The organism is Paraburkholderia azotifigens, from assembly GCF_007995085.1.
In the GTDB taxonomy this organism is placed as follows: Bacteria; Pseudomonadota; Gammaproteobacteria; order Burkholderiales; family Burkholderiaceae; genus Paraburkholderia; species Paraburkholderia azotifigens.
The window spans coordinates 2544098-2562418 of sequence record NZ_VOQS01000005.1; the positions used below are offsets into that span (position 1 = coordinate 2544098).

The 18321-nt window shown below is 58.4% G+C and carries 11 protein-coding genes and 3 pseudogenes; 8 read left to right on the forward strand and 6 right to left on the reverse strand.

The window, feature by feature from the left end; all coding sequences use genetic code 11:
* Positions 1 to 29 precede the first annotated feature (29 nt).
* The gene (locus tag FRZ40_RS43435) at positions 30 to 2057 is read right to left on the reverse strand and encodes a sigma-54-dependent Fis family transcriptional regulator (RefSeq protein WP_240057520.1); all 2028 of its coding nucleotides are present in this window, start codon (positions 2055 to 2057) and stop codon (positions 30 to 32) included.
* 518 nt (positions 2058 to 2575) lie between these two features.
* On the opposite strand from FRZ40_RS43435, the gene FRZ40_RS45665 reads away from it, so the two are divergent.
* Positions 2576 to 2887, forward strand: a complete 312-nt coding sequence (locus tag FRZ40_RS45665) for a response regulator transcription factor (protein WP_240057521.1) — start codon at positions 2576 to 2578, stop codon at positions 2885 to 2887.
* A 2-nt stretch (positions 2888 to 2889) separates the two neighbouring features.
* Positions 2890 to 3384, forward strand: a complete 495-nt coding sequence (locus FRZ40_RS43440; RefSeq protein WP_240057522.1) for a response regulator transcription factor — start codon at positions 2890 to 2892, stop codon at positions 3382 to 3384.
* Positions 3385 to 4152: 768 nt separating this feature from the next.
* On the opposite strand, the gene FRZ40_RS44855 is transcribed toward FRZ40_RS43440, so the two are convergent.
* Positions 4153 to 4542: a hypothetical protein gene (locus FRZ40_RS44855; protein ID WP_205019844.1), complete on the reverse strand. Its 390-nt coding sequence runs from the start codon at positions 4540 to 4542 to the stop codon at positions 4153 to 4155.
* Positions 4543 to 4737: 195 nt separating this feature from the next.
* Between FRZ40_RS44855 and FRZ40_RS45670 the strand changes: the two genes are divergently transcribed.
* The 5 genes and pseudogenes from FRZ40_RS45670 (at position 4738) to FRZ40_RS43470 (ending at position 11589) form a co-directional block, all read left to right on the forward strand.
* Complete coding sequence (locus FRZ40_RS45670) at positions 4738 to 5094, forward strand: hypothetical protein (protein WP_054924280.1); 357 nt, start codon at positions 4738 to 4740, stop codon at positions 5092 to 5094.
* A gap of 93 nt (positions 5095 to 5187) precedes the next feature.
* Entirely contained in the window at positions 5188 to 6483 is a 1296-nt protein-coding gene (locus FRZ40_RS43455; RefSeq protein WP_147238388.1) for a TolC family protein, read from the forward strand.
* 11 nt (positions 6484 to 6494) lie between these two features.
* Entirely contained in the window at positions 6495 to 8036 is a 1542-nt protein-coding gene (locus FRZ40_RS43460; protein WP_147238593.1) for an efflux RND transporter periplasmic adaptor subunit, read from the forward strand.
* Positions 8033 to 11239: pseudogene (locus tag FRZ40_RS43465) on the forward strand (efflux RND transporter permease subunit). The gene FRZ40_RS43460 and the pseudogene FRZ40_RS43465 overlap by 4 nt, the downstream one beginning before the upstream one ends.
* On the forward strand, positions 11239 to 11589 hold the full coding sequence (locus FRZ40_RS43470) for a copper-binding protein (protein ID WP_147238390.1): 351 nt from the start codon (positions 11239 to 11241) through the stop codon (positions 11587 to 11589). The pseudogene FRZ40_RS43465 and the gene FRZ40_RS43470 overlap by 1 nt, the downstream one beginning before the upstream one ends.
* A 66-nt stretch (positions 11590 to 11655) precedes the next feature.
* On the opposite strand, the gene FRZ40_RS43475 is transcribed toward FRZ40_RS43470, so the two are convergent.
* The 3 genes from FRZ40_RS43475 to FRZ40_RS43485 form a co-directional block, all read right to left on the reverse strand.
* The gene (locus tag FRZ40_RS43475; protein ID WP_147238391.1) at positions 11656 to 12192 is read right to left on the reverse strand and encodes a peroxiredoxin-like family protein; all 537 of its coding nucleotides are present in this window, start codon (positions 12190 to 12192) and stop codon (positions 11656 to 11658) included.
* 707 nt (positions 12193 to 12899) lie between these two features.
* Positions 12900 to 13832, reverse strand: a complete 933-nt coding sequence (gene hemF, locus FRZ40_RS43480; RefSeq protein ID WP_147238392.1) for an oxygen-dependent coproporphyrinogen oxidase — start codon at positions 13830 to 13832, stop codon at positions 12900 to 12902.
* Positions 13833 to 14104: 272 nt separating this feature from the next.
* Positions 14105 to 15922 carry a UvrD-helicase domain-containing protein gene (locus FRZ40_RS43485; RefSeq protein WP_205019846.1) on the reverse strand — a complete coding sequence of 606 codons (1818 nt, stop codon included), beginning with the start codon at positions 15920 to 15922 and terminating at the stop codon, positions 14105 to 14107.
* Positions 15923 to 17020: 1098 nt separating this feature from the next.
* Here FRZ40_RS43485 and FRZ40_RS45680 point away from each other — a divergent pair.
* A pseudogene (locus tag FRZ40_RS45680) lies at positions 17021 to 17179 on the forward strand (IS5/IS1182 family transposase); the annotation flags it as partial.
* A gap of 304 nt (positions 17180 to 17483) precedes the next feature.
* Here FRZ40_RS45680 and FRZ40_RS43495 read toward each other — a convergent pair.
* A pseudogene (locus FRZ40_RS43495) lies at positions 17484 to 17759 on the reverse strand (IS3 family transposase); the annotation flags it as partial.
* Between the last annotated feature and the right edge of the window lie 562 nt (positions 17760 to 18321).

Sequence of the window (18321 nt, forward strand, 5' to 3'; positions counted from 1 at the left end):
GGCTGTTTCCAGCTACGGTCATTAAACCCTTAGCGAGAAAGCTTTCCTCGGGCGATTAGAATTTCGTCGGTGAGTCCATATTTCGCGACCTTCTGATACAGCGTACTTTTCGCGATCCCGAGCTGAGCGGCGGCCTCAGTGACATTGCCCCGATGTTTCTGTATCGCGAACCTTATCGATTCCGCTTCTGCAGCGTCAAGCGATAGGACCTCGCGGGGAGTTGGCTCGGAGGCTGCGGTGTGCGGCCTGTCGTGGGCGCCTTCAAAAACCAAAGGCGTCTGGATTTCGGTGGGTAGGTCGCCGATCCTGATAACGCCGTCGCATGCCATCAGCACGGCGCCTTCAATAGCATTGCGCAGTTCGCGCACGTTGCCAGGCCAGGCGTAGTTCATCAGACACTCAAACGCGGTGTCTTCGATTACGACGTTCCTTACCCCGAAGCGGGCTCGGGAAACGCTTAGCCAATGTTCAAGCAGGTCAGGCAAGTCATCCTTTCGCTCGCGTAGCGGGGGGATCGGGACATTGGTGACGGCGAGCCGATAGTAAAGGTCAGTGCGGAAGCTACCGTCAGCAATTTTTGCCCGCAGGTCGCGATTGGTCGCTGCGATCAATCGGAAATCAACCTTTCGGGCCGAGGTTTCGCCCAGTCGGAGGACCTCGCCTTCTTCCAACACGCGGAGCAAATGCGGTTGGATGTCGAGCGGCATCTCTCCGATTTCATCGAGAAACAGCGTACCGCGATTGGCCGCCTCGATCTTTCCCATCATCCCTGACCTTCGTGCGCCGGTAAATGCGCCTTCTGCGTAGCCAAAAAGGTCGCTGGTAAGCAGGTCCCGGGACAAGCTGCCGCAATTCAGTGCGACAAAGGGACCGTCAGCCCTGGTGCTGGACTGATGAATGCCTCGTGCGAACAGCTCTTTCCCCACCCCTGTTTCTCCGAGGAGCAGAACCGGGACGGCAGCTTTCGCCAGCTGCTGCGCCTTTTGGATAGCCGCGCACAAAGGGGAACTCGAGCCGACGATGCTTGAAAACGCCGGCGCGCGATCGGATTTTACTGACAATGTGCGATCCGGGCTCAGGGTGGCAAGCCTGGTGGTCGCCGGAGCGATCAGCATGAAACCGAGCGTATCCGGCCCATCTTTGATACGTTCGATTCGCGCCACGCGCAGCCACTCCGGCGAATGCGGCGACACCCATCCCTCTGCAATTGACGCGATGTCCGGAATCGGAAATGCGCTTTCCAGGGAGCCTTGGACGCCAAGCCGGGCGAATGCGGCGCGCGCCTGCGAGTTGGTTTTGACGAGACGTCCAAATTCATCGACTATTGCCACGCCGTCTGAGGGGCGCGAACAGTAAGTAAGACCATTTTCCAGGAGACGCAGATGGCGCTCGAGCGTGACGCGACCGAGTCGGCCCTCTATACGTGAGGCCAGTGAGACGATGAACGGAAGACTGTGCCGACTGTAGGTGTGTGCGAGTCCCGAAACATCAACTCCGGCCAGCACAGTGCCGTCTTGCGGATCGCAGATGACGGTGGCGGCGCATGTCCACCGCTTCATCGCCATGCAGAAATGCTCGGCGCGATGGATCTGCACCGGTCGGTGCAACGCAAGCGCGGTGCCAATGGCATTGGTCCCGCCGGTGCGTTCCGTCCAGTTGCCTCCCGGTATCAAGCGCAGTTCGCCTAAGGGGCCAACGATGCGTGAGTCACCCGCGAGTTCGAGAATTGTCCCGTTTGGATCTGTCAGAACCAGTACGGTCTCGGTCCTGCAAAGAAGTTCACGTGTCTGTGCGATAAGCGGCCCAATCGCATCCAGTAACCGGCTGTTCTTGACGCGAAGGTCATAAACGCCGTCTTCATCAAGCGGTGGCGGCCCGCTCGTGGCGCCAGGGTCCACGTGACCTTCGAGGCACCGATGCCAGGAAGCGTCAATGACCGCGCGTACAGCGCTGCTTGGTGGCTCGCGTCCCTCAATGATGCGTTCCCACGCCGACATAATGCTCGCGTCCTGATCCGGGCGGGAAAAGCAATCTACTGATGTACCAGCGCCTTTCATTACGCCTCCTGGCGGAATCCTTCCCCTTCTGGGACCGTTCCCGTGGGACTCGGGCCGCCATGGGTTCATTGACGGTGCACCTGTTGACGAGCGCCAGCCAACGTCGCCGCCCGGCCTGAAAGGCGGGTGCGGGAGGACCTTGATTCGCACGGATTCCTCGCCCGCCGAACACCTTCATTCAACCGCTTATGTTCGGAAACTCTGGCGTCGAATTTATACGTTTAGTTAGTGCCTCCGTTTGAATTCTATGCGTTTGGCGTCCGAAAATCGAACGCTCAGAAGAGGAGTGTTTCTGAAGCGGCGGAAAGAGGATGGGAATTAGCATTTAAATCAACGAGATAGGCGCGTGCAGTGCCGTCTGGCACATTCGATGCCTTTAGAGGGCTATACGGCCGCTCCTATGATCCTCTGCGTCGAGAGCCCCGGCAAATAACACGAGACGCTCCGGGAGCTGCCTTCACACGACGCTGTCCTGCCGGAGGCGACGCGGCGTCTCCAGACTGTTACGGGAGGATATCGTGACACTTCAAAGATCTGAACTCAGGACCACCGGTGCTCCGCCGCTTGTAATGGTGGTCGACGATAACGCCGCAGTGCGTGAAGCCATATCAGAATTGCTGAGCTCGGTCGGCATCGCGGTTAGAGACTTTCCGTCTGCCCAAGGTCTGTTGGAGCAGCTAGAGGATCCAACGACCAGTGAAATCGCGGACGCGAATTGTCTGATTCTGGATGTTCGAATGCCTGGTATGGGAGGTTTGGAGCTTCAACATCGACTGCGCATCGCGCACATTAATGTGCCAATAATTTTCATCTCTGCCTACGGGACATAAGGATGACGGTTGATGCGATGAAGGCCGGGGCGTTGGATTTTCTGAGCAAACCGTTCCGTAGCCAGGACATGCTGGAGTCTGTTGAAGCGGCTCTCGAATACGACTATCGCCGCAGAGACATTCACCGTAGACAAAAAGAACTCCTTGCCCGGTATTTATCCCTTACACCCAGAGAGAGAAATATATTGGCTCTTGTGGCCAAGGGACTAATGAATAAGCAGATTGCTTCCGAACTAGGCGTCAGTGAAATAACAATCAAGGCAAACCGGTCGCATTTGATGCGCAAAATGAAAGCAAAATCGGTGGCGGAACTGGTCAGAATGGAGGCGTATTTGAAAGGGGTTGCTTCGGATCAAGAGGACTATGCAACCGTACACGGCGGGCATCGAGTTATTAACAATTCTTCGTCGGGTGCAGATCGGGCTATTTGGAGAGCAAAACAACATCCCCGATTGTTGGCGCGGGACTTTGAAGAAAAAGTGTTGGGTGATCTCTGACGCGTGAGTGTGGCGGCGGCTTGTTGCGTTTTTTCATGCGCAAAGTGTTGTCCGGTTCGTGCCGATTTCGGAGTACGCGTTCTCGGCTCGATTCGATACCTAAGTATGTTGACCAGACTCTTATGTGGCATGTGGAAGCTCCTATAGATAATGGTTTTTCTTGCGCATCTCTCTAACATTAAAGCGTAGGTAACACATAGAAATCGGTTCTCCGAGAAGGAGCTTTTTGACTCTGCCTTGAAGGTCGATTTCATGTTTGTTTGATCGATTGTGGTGTGATTTCATATCGAGGATATTGCCATGTCTTGCTCTTTGCATCGTTGGATTTTTGTTGGCTCAAATGCTTACGACGAGTATGTTTTCGTGCCGTGGCTTAATAGAAATGTTTACCTTCGGACCGTCGATCTATGCCGTGTTTGCATTCAATAGTCGCGGTGTCAGGCGTCCCCGGAAACCGGCTGCGCGCGAGCTGTATTTACGTGTCGCCGCTGGAATAGGGAAGGAAAGCTCTTGCAATCCCGCTTACGTTGGGACCAAGGGCTGCCACGGGAAGGTCATTGGTATGGTATGGCCAATGGCCATCAAACCCTAAAGTCTCTTCCAAAGCATGCGCGTGCTCAGGGAAGTACGGAAACACAAGTTTTCGTCATGTGGGCTCTCCGACTAACCGTGCTGCGGTGAGAGCGCGGATATCAGTCCAGTTCGCGCAGCCGGGCGGACCACATCGTCTCGTTGCGATTGCGACGCGATCCGCCCAGGTGCAAATGGCTAGCCGTGCGCCTGCGCGAAGACAGCCAGTTGCCATTGGATCCGACCCAGCCCGGGAGCGTGTTGATGATGATTCTGCGGTGGCAAGGTGTGTCCCTTCGCAATACCGATCTCATGGCCGCAAGCGCGACAACGGTAGATTCCTGCGTCAGGTGCCTGAACACCGGGCTCGAGCAGAACGTCATATGCTGCAAGATCTTTTTGTTGAAGGAACTGATCGTATTTGTATTGAGCCAATTTCGCACCTTTTTTCGTTAAAGAAACAGCGAAGTCTCGGTCCTGGACCGCTAATTTGAGATAACGGCGACGGCGCGACGCCACTGAAGGTGATTTGCGCGTGAGCGTTATGCAGTAACGATCATCTGAGACGAATCGGGGACGCTTGATCACCGCTTCAAATCCGCGAACCTACTACGCCTAAAGCCGTTTTCGCACGCAGTGATCGGAATCGCAGGAATCAGAACATACTGCAAACGCCAGCGCGCAGTCGCGTTATGGGGGTGACAAGTACTGTGCCTCCCGGAGAGCGCTACCCTGACAAGATCTCAAAAGACTGGCTAAAATGGGCTCGCTACTCATCTCGCTATGAAATTTTTCCGGACTCTCCTCATCCTACTGCTTTGCGCGATGCTGCCCATTACTGGGCTGGCAGCCAGTGGTATGGCCGGCGAATGTCCGATGCAACAAAGAATGTTGATGGACGACGGTACGTCTGTCGCCATGACCGGCTGCGATTCGATGAAGTCGTCCTCGACCGTCAAGGCAAAAGGCGGTTTCTGCAAGATAACCGCCCAGTGTCAGTTCGGCAGTTTGTACTATCCCACTGTAACCACAACCGTCAGCCATCCCACGTCTGTGGGAAGTCTGGTCGTCTTTCACTATGCGCAGTCGCTTACTGTCCGAGAACCGGGCGGCCTGTGGCGACCTCCTCGAGCAATCTAATCCCTTGCTGACTGGTTCGCCGCATCTGCGGCGAGGTCGTCCTGCATCCAGGACGTGGATTCCCTATGGGTCTCCGCCGTTTGGGGTTAGAACATGCAACCAAAAACTATCGGCACGCCGCGCTGGCGTGCATCACTGCGCGCGCACTTGCCCGGCGTCGCGCTGATACTCGCGAGTGCCGCCGCGCACGCCCAGAACGCGTCCTTCACGCTTGAGGCCGCATTGCAGTCCGCGACCGACCGCTCGGCTGCGATGCAGGCAGCACAGGCATCGGAACGCGCCAGTTCGGAGGTCGCCGTCAAGGCCGGGCAGTTACCCGACCCGACACTCAAGGCGGGCGTTGACAACCTGCCCGTCACCGGGCCGCAGAAATTCACCATCGGCCAGGACTTCATGACGATGCGCCGCATTGGTATCGAGCAGGAATGGGTTTCGGGTGAGAAGCGACAACTGCGCTCGACACTGGCCAACCAGATGGTCGGTCGTGAACACGATGGCTATCTGCTGCAACTCGCCAACGTACGTCAGCAGACGGCCGGTGCATGGCTAAACGCCATCTATGCAAAGAAGGCCGTGTCGCTGCAGCAGGAACTGCTGGACCACATGAACCACGAACTCGCGGCGACGAAAGCCTCGTACCGGGGCGCGAAGGCGACTGCCGCCGATGTCGTGCAGGGTCAGGCGATGCTCGCGCAGACGCAGGACCAGGTGCTCAAGGCGGAGCAGACGTACAAGACTGCCCTAATTGCGCTTTCCCGCTGGACCGCCACCCCCGTTTCTGATGTCTCGGGTGAACCGCCTGCACCGGCGTCGTTCGTAACGTCGCTGCCACTCGAGGAGCTGAAGCATGCTCAGCCAGCGCTCGTGGCCGCTGCCGACGACATCGCGGTCGCCGACGCCAACACGGCTGTGGCAAACAGCGAGCGCAGTCCCAACTGGACGTGGGAGGTTGCCTACCAGCAACGCGGCGGCGCCTACTCGAACATGGTGTCGGTTGGCGTAAGCATCCCGCTGCCCATCAACCGCAAAGACCGCCAGGACCGCGACGCTTCCGAGAAGGCGGAGCTCGCCACCAAGGCGCGCCTGCTGTACGAGGACACACAGCGTCAGGTCGAAGCGGATATCCAGGCCCAGTCAGCTACTCTCACCAGCGGCCGCGAACGCATCGCCGCTCTCACCGAGTCGCTGCTGCCTGCAGCTGACCAGCGCGTGCAGCTTGCGAACGCAGCCTATCGGTCAGGGACAGGTTCGCTTGCCGATACGTTCGCTGCACGTCGCGCGCAGCTAAATGCGCAACTTCAGGTGCTCGACCTCAGGCGCGATGTTTCCCAGACCTGGGCCCAGCTCGAGTATCAGGTTGTGCCGTCGACGATGGCCGCTGGCCAGTGAAGGAGAGAACGATGATGAATAAACCACTGGTCCGCGCGGTTCTACTGGTGTTTGCCGGCGCGGCATTGCTCGGTGCGGGCTACTTCGCGGGCACCCATCACGCCTCGACGACTGATATGGCCGCATCCATGAATCCTGCCGCGAGCACTGCTTCGGGCGACAAGGTCGACCCGAAAACTGGCAAGAAGGTGCTGTACTGGCACGACCCGATGGTGCCGAACCAGCACTTCGACAAACCAGGCAAGTCGCCTTTCATGGACATGCAACTCGAGCCCGTCTACGCGGATGAAGGTGGCAGCTCGACCGGCGTCAAGATCGACCCGGGGCTCCAGCAAAACCTGGGCATCCGCTACGCGAGCGTGCAGCGCGAGGAAACAACGGAAGGATTCGACGCCGTCGGCACCACGCAATTCGATGAATCACAGGCCGACGTTGTGCAGACGCGCGTCACGGGCTACATCGACCGCTTGTACGCGAGCGCTCCGATGCAACGCATCTCGAAGGGTGCACCGATTGCTTCGCTCTTTGTGCCGGACTGGCTGGCACCTCAGGAAGAGTATCTGTCGCTCAAGCGCGGCGGGATGGATATGGGTTTGCAGGAAGCCTCGCGCGCGCGCATGCGGGCGCTGTCCATTCCTGAGAGCGTCATCGCGAGTCTCGACCGCACCGGCAAGGCGCAGACGCATATCGTCCTGTCGTCGCCCGAGACGGGCGTGGTGAGTGAACTGAATGTCCGGGACGGTGCGCAGGTGTTGCCCGGCCAGACGCTGGCGAAGGTCGCGGGGCTTTCGAAGCTCTGGCTCATCGTCGAAATTCCCGAGAACTTGGCGCTCACCGTGCGTCCTGGTATGACCGTTGACGCGACGTTCAGCGGTGACGCGACCCAGCATTTCAAGGGGCAGATTCGCGAAATCCTGCCCGGCATAAGCACCACGAGCCGCACACTGCAGGCGCGACTGGAAATCGATAACTCCGCCTTGAAACTCACGCCCGGCATGCTGATGCGCGTGCGCGTCGCGGCGCAGAAGCCGGTCTCGCGGCTGCTTGTGCCGTCTGAAGCCGTCATCACGACAGGCAAGCGCTCGGTCGTTATCGTCAAGCATGCTGACGGCCATCTGCAGCCGGTCAACGTCGCCGTCGGAAATGATGTCGGCAACCTGACCGAAGTCACCAGCGGCCTGAATGACGGAGACACGGTCGTTGCGTCAGGCCAGTTCCTGATTGACTCGGAAGCCAGCCTGAAGGGCATCCTGCCCAGACTCGAGGGCAGCGGTGGTACAGGTGCAAGTGCGCCGGAAGCGTCTTCCTCGCCCGCTGCCGCACAAAACTACGAGACCACCGGCAAGGTCGAAAAGGTGACCCCTGCGGACATCACATTCTCGCATCAGCCCGTGCCGGCGCTCGGCTGGCCCGCGATGACGATGTCATTCAACAAGCCGGCGTCCGACGCGTTCGCGGATGTGAAGCCCGGCCAGACGGCGCATTTCGTCTTCAAAAAGTCCGGCGACGGATACGAGCTGACAAAGGTCGAACCAATGGGAGGCGCGAAATGATTGCACGCCTTATCCGCTGGTCCATACACAACCGGTTTCTGGTGCTGCTCGCGACTGTGCTCATCACGGCATGGGGCGTGTATTCGCTCAAGGAAACGCCACTCGACGCGTTACCTGACCTGTCGGATACCCAGGTCATCATCAAGGCGTCGTATCCGGGCAAGGCGCCTCAGGTCATCGAGGACCAGGTCACGTATCCGCTCACGACGACGTTGCTTGGCGTGCCGGGTGCGAAAACCATCCGCGCCTACTCGTCGTTTGGTGACGCGTTCGTGTACGTGCTGTTCGATGATAAGACCGACCAGTACTGGGCCCGCTCCCGCGTGCTCGAATACCTTAACCAGGTGCAAAGCCGCTTGCCGCCGGGCGCGACGGTTTCACTTGGTCCGGACGCTACCGGCGTGGGCTGGGTCTACGAGTACGCATTGGTCGACCGCACGGGTCGGCACGACCTCGGCGAGCTTCGGGCACTTAACGACTGGTTCCTGAAGTTCGAGCTCAAGTCCGTGCCGGACGTATCGGAGGTGGCGAGCATCGGCGGCATGGTGCGCCAGTACCAGGTCGTGCTCGACCCGGACAAACTGCGTGCATACGGCATCACGCAAGGGATGGTGGCCGATGCACTGGGCGAGGCCAACCAGGAGTCCGGCGGCTCGGTGGTCGAACTCGCCGAGTCTGAGTATGTGGTCCGTTCTTCCGGATATCTGCATTCCCTCGATGACTTCCGCAATGTCGTGTTGCGAGCGAATGACGCAGGCACACCCGTGCTGCTGGGCGATGTCGCGCGTATCCAGATTGGCCCGGAGCCGCGCCGGGGCATTGCCGAACTGAATGGCCAGGGCGAGGTAGCCGGTGGCGTCGTCGTCATGCGTTCCGGCAAGAATGCACTGACAACCATCGAAGCGGTGAAGACCAAACTGGCCGAGCTGAAGCGCTCGCTGCCGCAAGGCGTCGAAGTGGTGACGACCTACGACCGTTCTCAGCTTATCGAACGCGCGGTGGACAACCTCAAGGACAAGCTCATCGAGGAGTTCATCGTCGTCGCAATCGTGTGTGCTGTCTTCCTGTTCCATCTGCGCAGCGCGTTCGTCGCGGTCCTGTCGCTGCCGCTCGGCGTGCTCGCCGCCTTCATCGTGATGCGCTATCAGGGCGTGAACGCGAACATCATGTCCCTGGGTGGCATTGCAATTGCCATCGGCGCGATGATTGACGCGGCCATCGTGATGATTGAGAACGCGCACAAGCACCTGGAGGCGTACGAGCACGCGCATCCAGACAGGCCCATTACGACGGCGCAGCGATGGGAACTGATTGCGGCGTCAGCGGCGGAGGTCGGGCCGGCGCTTTTCTTCTCGCTGCTCATCATCACACTGTCTTTTATCCCGGTTTTTTCGCTGGAGGGGCAGGAGGGCCGGCTGTTCTCGCCGCTGGCGTTCACGAAGACCTACACGATTGCGGCGGCGGCTGGCCTCTCGGTGACGCTGGTGCCGGTGCTGATGGGCTATCTGATTCGTGGACGCATCCCGCACGAAGCCTCAAATCCCATCAATCGCGTACTGGTGCGTCTTTATCGGCCATTGCTCGAAGCGACGTTGCGCCGACCCTGGTTCGCTATCGGACTCGCAGTCGTCGCGCTCGTGCTGACTGCGATTCCGCTGTCGCGACTCGGAGGAGAGTTTTTGCCCCAGCTTGACGAGGGTGACCTGCTCTACATGCCAACGGCGCTTCCCAGCATCTCGACCGAGAAAGCCGCCGAACTGCTGCAGCAGACCGACCGGCTCATCAAGACGGTGCCCGAGGTCGCCACCGTATTCGGCAAGTCGGGGCGTGCTGAAACGGCGACCGACCCGGCTCCTGGGCTCGAAATGTTTGAAACCACGATTGTGTTCAAACCACGCAGCCAGTGGCGACCCGGCATGACGCCGGAGAAGCTGAGGGACGAGCTCGACCGGACCGTGAAAGTACCAGGGTTGTCGAATCTCTGGGTTCCGCCTATCCGCAACCGTCTGGACATGCTCTCGACCGGTATCAAGTCCCCCGTTGGCGTGAAAATCTCCGGCGCTGACCTCACACAGATTGACCGGATTGCCACGCAGGTTGAGGCCGTGGTGAAAGATGTGCCGGGCGTGTCGTTCGCGCTGGCCGAGCGCGTGAATGGTGGCCGGTACATCAACGTCGACATCAACCGGCAGGCGGCTGCGCGCTATGGACTCTCCGTGGCCGACGTTCAGTCAGTGGTGTCATCAGCAGTGGGTGGAGAAAACGTCGGCGAGGTCATTACGGGACGGGAGCGCTTTCCCATCAACATCCGATATCCACGCGAGGTCCGAGACTCGCTCGAGCGGCTGCGTCAGTTACCCGTCGTGACCGACCGTGGCGCGCAAATACAGCTGGGCGATGTCGCCAACCTGCAGATTGTCGATGGGCCGCCGTCGATTCGCAGCGAAAACGCGCGGCTTTCGGGTTACGTGTACGTCGATATCCGGGACGTGGACCTGCAGTCGGCCGTGAAGGCGATGCAGCGCGCCGTCGCGGAGAAGGTCCGGTTGCCGCCAGGGTATTCGATAGCGTGGTCGGGACAGTTCGAGTACCTGGAGCGAGCGGCGGCAAAGTTGCGCGCCGTCATTCCGGTCACGCTGGTCGTCATCTTCGTGCTGCTTTTTCTCACCTTCAACTCGGCAGCTGACGCGCTTCTGCTGATGTCGACCGTGCCGTTCGCGCTGGTCGGCGGATTCTGGCTCGTCTGGATACTGGGTCATGCGGTATCCGTCGCGACTTCTGTGGGATTCATCGCGCTCGCGGGTGTAGCGGCAGAGTTCGGCGTCGTCATGCTGCTTTATCTGAAGGGCGCTCTAAACCGGCGACTTGAACTCGGTGAGCCTCTCGATGAGGCCACACTGCTCGAGGCGATCCGTGAAGGCGCTGTGCTGCGCGTTCGACCGAAAGCCATGACGGTTGCAGTTGTGCTCGCTGGTCTGATTCCCATCATGGTCGGGCATGGAGCGGGCTCCGAAGTGATGCAGCGCATTGCCGCACCGATGGTTGGCGGGATGGTGACCGCTCCCATCCTCTCGATGTTTGTCATTCCCGCAGCCTGGTTCCTGTTGCAGCGCCGTCGCGTTGCACGAAGCTAGGACACGCGATTTTCTCATGCAGTACCGTCCGGCGCGAAAGTGCCATCAACTGAAACAGGAGAACTTTAATGAAGAAGATGATTGTCGCGTTTTCGGCTTTCGCGGCCGTGGTCACCGCACCCGTATACGCAGATGATGGGATGGCCGGAATGAGTATGTCAGGAAAGCCTTCGGCAATGAAAGCACCGTCCGATGCGGCGATGACTGATGCCGAGGTGAGAAACGTCGATGCCGCCGCAGGCATGGTCACGCTGAAGCATGGCGCGCTCGAAAACGTCGGCATGCCGCCGATGACCATGGCGTTCAAGGTGAAGGACGCCGACATGGTCAAACGAGTTCACGAAGGCGATCGAGTCAAAGTGCGCATCGAAAATGTCAACGGAACACTGACCGTTGTGGCGATGGAAAGGCAATCGTGATGCGGTGCTGAAAACGGTACCCGCGGACCGACCGCTAACGGTCGGTCTGCGGCTCCCGTATCGAGATCACGCCACACCGACGTACTCGCCACGCGCCGGATAATCATGCTCGATCGCGAAATCGAGGGCGTGCAGCAGTTCCTTGAAATTGGGGCGCACGAAAGGAAGCGACTGAACCGAAAGATAGTAAATCGTCCGGTCGGCACGCACCAGAAACACGCCAGACTCAAAGAAGATTTCAAGCTCTTCGATTCCAATAGATGACTTGCCACGAGATGTCGAGATAAAGAGACCCCATTTCCGAGCTTCGGTTAGTGGAAGTCCGTAACCGATGCGCAAGTGGTTAGCTTCAATCTTTTTCTGCGTCCCTCTCGCCCGAGCCTTGCTATCAGAACTGATGGCAATAGTCGTGACGCCTCGTTCAGCGAATTGCGGCGTCAGGCGTTCCAGCTCCTCGAGATATGCTGCGCAAATCCTGCAGTGGAGACCTCGATAAAAATAGATTAACGTCATTCGTCCCGGCCTCTGTGAGGCTAAATCGAACGAACCGTGGTTCACGGTATCAACGACAAGTGAGGGTGCCGTTCGACGCGGGACAAGCATGGCACAGCTCCTTTCCTACAGATAATTCGCGCCCGTTTACGCAGAGGCTTGAACGTCGAAGTCCAGGCGGTTGGGCTTCCTGACAACTCATACCAAGGAAATGATTATCTATTAAGGCAGAGAGAGGTTCATGCTTGCTCTTAAGAGTGGTTACGCCGTAACGGAATCGCTTCGATCGCTACGGGCATCACGGCCGTGCGGTCGAGACCGTGACGGTTCGTCGCCGCGAAATATGCGTAGTCGAACAGTTGTCCCCTATCGCGCGAAGCTTCGAGCGGAACTGGCAGGGCCGTGTCGATCAGCAGCGAGGTCGGCGCTCCTTATCCGCCGGGCTAGTCCAAGCGTCGCCGCGTATTGACGATGTAGGGTTCGACTGTCGTGCGCCGTGGCGACCCTGGTCGTCACGTCTGGCAGTGTCAGCGACACGGGGCGGCGTGCGGGTCATGGCGAGTCGGTGCGCCGTCACAGACACATGTGCTTTCCGCCACCGCTGGGTCGGTGGGCATTATCACGAGTTCGGTCAGATCGCGAGTGCGTCGGCTAAACACCGCCCGAGCGCGCGATGATTGTCATGGATTGGAGAACTTGCCGTTGAGTATGCCGACGCGGCGGTGCAATTCCCGTTTCCCGGCGCTGGAATGAGCGGTTTGCATTTAGTTGCGGTCCTTTTGCTGGCGTTGGGAGCGAGGGCTGCGCGACGCAGTGCGTCAGACCCACTCGCGGGACACGAGAAAGTCGCTGTACAGGCGCGCTTCCGGTGTACCCGGCTCGGGCTGCCAGTCGTAGCGCCATTTCACGACAGGCGGCATCGACAATAGGATCGATTCCGTGCGGCCGCCGCTTTGCAGCCCGAACAGCGTGCCACGGTCGAACACGAGGTTGAATTCGACGTAGCGGCCGCGCCGGTAAGCCTGAAATTCGCGCTGGGCTTCGCCGTACGGCGTCTCGCGGCGTTTTGCGATGATGGGCAGATACGCATTCAGGAACGCATCGCCGACGCTCTTGATCATCGCAAACGACTGCTCGAAGCCGGGCTCCGCGAAATCGTCGAAGAAAATCCCGCCAATGCCGCGCGGTTCGTTGCGATGCTTCAGGAAGAAATAGTCGTCGCACCAGCGCTTAAAACGAGGATAGAGGTCGGAGCCGTACGGTTGCAGCGCATCGCGGCAGACGCGGTGAAAATGCTGGACGTCTTCTTCGAAGCCGTAATAGGGCGTCAGATCCATGCCTCCGCCGAACCAGAACACGGGCGCTTCGCGTTCTTTCGTCGCGACGATGAGGCGCACGTTCATGTGAACGGTCGGGCAGAAAGGGTTGCGCGGATGCAGCACAAGCGACACGCCCATTGCTTCGAAGCCGCGCCCAACAAGTTGCGGGCGCAGCGCGCTCGCCGAGCCGGGCAGCGCGTCGCCTTGCACGTCCGAAAAGCCGATGCCGGCGCGCTCGAAGAACGCACCATCCTCCAGAATGCGCGTGCAGCCGCCGCCGCGCAGATTCTCGTCGGGCGCGCGTTGCCAGCTGTCGATGGCGAACGGCGTGCCGTCAAACTCACCCAGCGCGTCGGCGATCCGTGTCTGAAAGTCTTGCATCCAGGTGCGGACAGTCTGGATGTCGTGAGCGTCGTGAATCGAATCGGTCATGATATGTGGGACGTGGCAAGTGCAGAACGCCGCGGCAGTCGAGACTCAAGGAGATGAATTGACCTTATGTGCGGTTCGCGGCAAAAAAGTCTGCCGGCTATTCCAAGTGTAGCCTCGGAGCGGATAGGTGCGTGTAGGCTCCCACGGGCAGTGCCGGGCAGCAGCCCTGCGCCGCCTTCTCCAACCACAACAACATACGTTCGAAGTATTCTCATGATGCCTCGGATACTGGTGGGAGGGCGCTGAAGTCATTGAGATGCATCGCGCGCCCCTCACGTCTCAACTTGCTTTAGATTCCGCTCAATGGATCCGGTAGCAAGCAGGATGCAAGGATCGGTTCGCGGTGTCAGAATCGTTACATGGTGCTTCGCGCGCGTGACACCCACACGGAGCGACTGACGGGCCTTTTCATTAATGTTTTCGCGTACATTCAGGCGCACGATCCGGTCGCCATTGAAGGGCGACAGTCCCTTACGGCGCACCGGCCATCCTTCGAAGATGATCACTTCGTCGAACTCCTTTCCCTTGGCCTTGTCCATGTTCATGACGATGATGCCCGACTCGGGTTTCGCGTCAGTCGAGAAATGCTGTCGCATGAAGGCCTCCCTCGCGATTTCGAGGGCGTTACGGTATCCGCCATTGTTCCTCCAGTCGTGCGACAGGGTCTGATGCAAGTGCGTGCCAGGCTGGAATAGGCTAATACTCCTTGCGTCTTCAGCCACTTCACTCAGGCGTCTACACGCGCCTCCCTCCAGCACGCTTCTGACCGCGCGCCAGTCAGCGTCAGGGTCACCCGTCAGTTTTAACGCACAAACCTGGTCATACACCGCCAGAACGTTCACGATAATGCTGTTCTTGCGAATTGTCTTGCCGTTAGTCTGTGCCACAAACAGTTCCTCATATGCCTTGCGTAAGCGTGCGGCTTCATTGAAGGCTTCGTGCCTCGGCTCGTCGCCTCCTTTACCCAGATAATAGTGGCTAAGCAGATCCATAAACTGCGCAAAATGACGGGGACTTGAAGCTGGTTGCATCAGTAGCGCGATGACGTCTGCCGCAAGAATAGCGGCTTCCATCTCGACTACCGCGTTGTGAAACATCTCGGGCACGCCAAGTCGAGGAAGACGCAGAGCATGCGAGACAAGTTGGGTCATCTTGTTCGTCGGAACCAGGATTGCCACTGACCAATCCTTGGAGCCTCGATTTACGAGGCGCTGCTGTGCGGCGCAAGTAGCTGTTACGAGCATTGCAGTAGCTGGAGCCATGTACGGCTCAAAGTACCGGATCGTGACGCCTTCGTAGATCTTTTGGTGGATTCGCCCGGTCAGGAGATCATCACCATACGTACCGATTTCTGTACCGCAGCTGCGATGATTGTCGAACATCAGGTCGACATTAACTGGATTAAAGACGTTCCGGAATTGATCAAGGCGGCCCGGATCCGCGCCGATCTCGTCATAGATTCGCTGCCCGGGGTCGCCAAGTGCCATGAGTCGGCAGCGGCGGCCCAGTTCACGTATCACCCGCCATTGGGCACTGTTTATGTCCTGGAATTCGTCCAAGATGACGACAGGATACATCTCGGCTACGAGGCGAGACACGCATTCGCTCGTACACAGGATGTCACCGGCATATGTTGCAAACAGATCAAAGCAGACTCGTCCTTCGTCCATTGCCAGACGTGCGCGCTCTCGCTCTTCAGCGAGGCGTTTCGCCTCTATTTGTCCATCGGTCAGCTTTCTTCCCGGAAACCGCGCACGGGTGTCTGAGAGCGCGATGGCTTCTGCGGGTGGAGTGAGTACATCGATTCGTCTTGGTAGGCCGATAAGATGCCCATGATCCTTCACGATACGCCAGAAGAATGAATGGTACGTCTCGAAGTCGAGACGACGCTTCTCTTCCATAGCCATCTTATGTTCGCGTTCGATGGCCGCTTCAACGCGCGCGAGAGATGTCCGCGCAAAACTGACGAAGAGGATGTTCTGCCCTGCCGCCAGTTCGCTCCCAGAGACCTTTGCGGCTTTTAGGATCGCAACACTTGTCTTGCCTGATCCCGGACCGCCAACCACCAGTAGATGGCCGTCGGTACGCATGACATGATGTTGGCCTTTAGTAAGGTGCACCAACGTTCGCCTCGGAAATATCGCACTCTTTTTTTTCGTGCATCGGAAGGAGTTCAACTCGAGCTTTATTTATCACTTTGTTATCGGCAGTACCCGGAACCAAATTATGAGAGCCCCTATATTACGCAGTGCATTTTCGACGTGCACGGCACGATACGGTGGATGCACGACTTGAAAATGTAGCGTGGCGTGGCAGTTGCGATGGGAGAGTGCCCGCCCGTATGCGCTTCTGGTGCGGTCGGACGAATGGTTTGCAAATATCGGGCCTACTTGGTGCACTCGTTACGCAATAACAAATCTGTTGTGGAAATGTCTATTCTTCCCGGTCCTTCGGGCCAGTGCGCCTGTTACAGCAGTTGAGGTCTGGGTTGAGTACTTCTCATCGACCTCATCGAACCATACGCCTTCACAATCGCTCTTGTACTGCAGCAATGCCACGTTCGGTTTAGGCCATGTGCTGTCGGAAAGGTAGTTACGGCTGGTTGGTAGCTGAAGGCGCTGCGAGAAATGTAGTGAATCTGTACGCGGCGGTTCGATGCTTCCTTTGATCGGTTCCCGCCGATTTAACGAGCACACGGATACGTCCCAATTCCTTCGCACGTCGGATCAATGCGTCGAAGTCGTGCTCGCCTGCTCGCTGACCGTGGAAGGAATCGGCTTCACCCGCATATGCTCGAAATCTTGCCGCTCAAGCCGTTGCCGCATTTTGTCTGCTATCAGATGAGCGCGACAGGTGTTCGCGCCCGGCAGGGCTGCAACAAATTCTCACCTCCCCAGCCTGCGAACAACTTGGATTCGTGCCGGATCGACATGCCGACGTCCCTTTGCTTATCATTTTTCTGACGAAACGAAGCGGACAAAGAGTAAATCATGTTCTCTGGCCTCGCTTGGCGTCTGATCGCGCAATGCGCCGCCCGCTGGCGAGCGCTTTGATGATCTGCGCTCCACGCTCCTGCAGCCACGCCAGTTTCGTTCCGAAGACATGTTCGACGGTTCGCCTGCGCACTGTCATCGCATCAGGCGTCTCGTCCAGCCGAGGTTGAACTGCGTTCGGCACCGATTCATGCGTTCAATCATTGGATGGGCTACACCCGCTTGCTGATGCGCAGATGGCCCAACGTAGGTACGGAGATGAGTTCGAATGTACTCGCCTACAATCTCACTCGAGTGCTGAAAATCCTGGGCTACAGCAGGACGATGAAGGCAATGCGGCGATTGGGTGCTTGAGCACCCAGTAGGTTCCGAAATAAAGCGTCCTACACTCGCCAGAACGTATCGGGGAACCTCGCCCTCTCGCGTTCGCCGTGATGGGCTGAAAAGGCAGCCAAACGCGCCGCTGAGGTCACCGATCGTGCGTCGCATGGCAATTCCATCGGCTTTCCACACGGCTTGGGTCAGTGCTGTCCGTGGGAAGCAGGACAGCTGTCGAAAAGTGTTGATTTGGTGCGTTGGCCGTCGGCCCGGATCCGGCCAGTGTCAACGTCGGACACAATATCCTCCGAAGGGGGCGCGCCTATTTTCTTGAACTGAGTTATGCCGCGATTCCAAGACTCTGCCGGTATTTGACGGGGCTGAGGGAGCCGAGCGACAGTTTGATCCGTTTTGCGTTGTACCAGCGAATGTACGAGTCAACGATTTCGATGAATTGATCGATGGTCGTGGTTCGCCAATCACGAGGATAGAACAACTCCGTCTTGAGTCGCCCGAAGAAACCCTCTCAGGCTTCACTATCCGGCGAACATCCTTTGCGCGACATCGAGCGAATCATTCTGGCAGCCTGCATACGCGAGAGCCATCCCGGCCAGCGATTGACAGGCCAGAACCTGCCGTTCGACATCTCCGCTCAAATCGCTAACGATTTGTGACCCGAAGCTAAATGCCGGCGACATCGAGCGGCGTTGACGGCCTCGCGGAGAGGCTATGGGTATAACCTACGCCAGTCAAAAACCTTGCAGTGCCTGTCAGCGGCTCCGTGAAAACTCATCCCCCTGTTGCGCTTGTCACCGGTTCGACCTCCGGTATTGGTGCTGCGATTGCGCGCCGACTCTCAGTGAACGGATTCTCAATGGCTAGCATCGCGAAGTTCGGCTCAGTGATCTTCCATCTTGGCACTTTGATGCCGTCGGCCCGTGAGAGTCCGCCTCTTCGGCGTCACTCACCCGGTAGGTTGGGGCGTTCATTCCATTTGTCGCCGCGCAGGTCGACTCGGGTCGATACCGCGACGCTTTTGAGTCTACTGGGACGCGAGCGTGCTGCCCGCGTTTCGCACCGGGAACAGGAAATTGCACACCTGTCACTACATGGCGATCTGGTGGGCCGGCGTCCGGAGCGGACATATTTTCCGAAGGAATGGACATCGCCTTCCCTTC

Excerpts from the sequence above, each read along its gene's own strand:
- FRZ40_RS43435 (WP_240057520.1), bottom strand. The coding sequence starts at position 2,057 with ATGAAAGGCGCTGGTACATCAGTAGATTGCTTTTCCCGCCCGGATCAG.
- FRZ40_RS43440 (WP_240057522.1), top strand. The coding sequence starts at position 2,890 with ATGACGGTTGATGCGATGAAGGCCGGGGCGTTGGATTTTCTGAGCAAA.
- FRZ40_RS45670 (WP_054924280.1), top strand. The coding sequence starts at position 4,738 with ATGAAATTTTTCCGGACTCTCCTCATCCTACTGCTTTGCGCGATGCTG.
- FRZ40_RS43455 (WP_147238388.1), top strand. The coding sequence starts at position 5,188 with ATGCAACCAAAAACTATCGGCACGCCGCGCTGGCGTGCATCACTGCGC.
- FRZ40_RS43460 (WP_147238593.1), top strand. The coding sequence starts at position 6,495 with ATGATGAATAAACCACTGGTCCGCGCGGTTCTACTGGTGTTTGCCGGC.
- FRZ40_RS43470 (WP_147238390.1), top strand. The coding sequence starts at position 11,239 with ATGAAGAAGATGATTGTCGCGTTTTCGGCTTTCGCGGCCGTGGTCACC.
- FRZ40_RS43475 (WP_147238391.1), bottom strand. The coding sequence starts at position 12,192 with ATGCTTGTCCCGCGTCGAACGGCACCCTCACTTGTCGTTGATACCGTG.
- hemF (WP_147238392.1), bottom strand. The coding sequence starts at position 13,832 with ATGACCGATTCGATTCACGACGCTCACGACATCCAGACTGTCCGCACC.
- FRZ40_RS43485 (WP_205019846.1), bottom strand. The coding sequence starts at position 15,922 with ATGCGTACCGACGGCCATCTACTGGTGGTTGGCGGTCCGGGATCAGGC.